Origin of the sequence: Pseudomonas tremae (assembly GCF_001401155.1) — a bacterium.
In the GTDB taxonomy this organism is placed as follows: domain Bacteria; phylum Pseudomonadota; class Gammaproteobacteria; order Pseudomonadales; family Pseudomonadaceae; genus Aquipseudomonas; species Aquipseudomonas tremae.
Map to the genome: position 1 here is coordinate 1 of NZ_LJRO01000069.1, position 783 is coordinate 783.

The window sequence follows — 783 nt, forward strand, 5'->3', positions numbered from 1 at the left end:
GCAGGATCAAGGCCTTGTCCAGGCCACGTGGGCTGCGGTAGTCGATGTCTTCCAGGCAGGCGTTGTCGCGCAGTCGCGCGGCTTTGAGGCGAGTGGTCAGACGTATGTCTTCACGCTCGGTCAGCTCGCGATCAACCATCAGGCCCAGGCGTTCGTCGAAGCTGAGATCGTTGATGTCGGGCGTCGCGTGTTGCTCGTTCAGCGCCTTGATCATGCCGTGCAGGCGTAGGGTTTGCAGCTTGTCCAAGGTCGGGTTCGGTAGCATTGAGAAAGCTCCTTTTCAGGTCAGTGGTAGTAGCCGGGGCCGCGCAGGTTGATGTGTTCTTCGGGCAGCAGCGGCATGTTTTGCTGGGCCAACGGCAGCTTTTCCAGGCCTTGGCGCAGGATCGATTCGAGACTTTTGTAACTGCATGCACCCAGTGCCAGCGCACGCTGGCAAGCGGCTTCCAGCCGCTCTTCTCCGTGCTGTTTGCTCAGGCGCAGGATGCCCAGGCAGGCACGGAAGCCATGCTGTGGATGGATTCGGCGTTCGAGGATGTAGGCGATGACGCCCGCCGTATTCGGGCCTGTCTGCTCTGCCCAGCGGATCAGTCGTTGCGGTGTCCATTCGGCATGTTCGCGGTGGCTCTTGGGCATGTGCTCAGTTTGGGTGGTGTGGCGGCCTTTATGCCGCGAGCGCAGATGGCTGGCCACGCGCTGGTTGGCGTGGAAGCATTCGACGGTCTGCGCGGTGAGCCGTACTTCGAGTTGGTGCTTCACGAGCTGGTACGGCACCGAGTAGAA

The 783-nt window shown here is 61.3% G+C and carries 2 protein-coding genes; both read right to left on the minus strand.

Annotated elements, in window-relative coordinates; genetic code table 11:
- On the minus strand, positions 1 to 265 hold a 265-nt coding region (locus ALO43_RS04350), incomplete at its 3' end, for an ATP-binding protein (protein WP_162235574.1).
- Between the two features lie 20 nt (positions 266 to 285).
- The coding region (locus ALO43_RS04355) for a transposase (protein WP_162235575.1) at positions 286 to 783 on the minus strand (498 nt) is incomplete at its 5' end.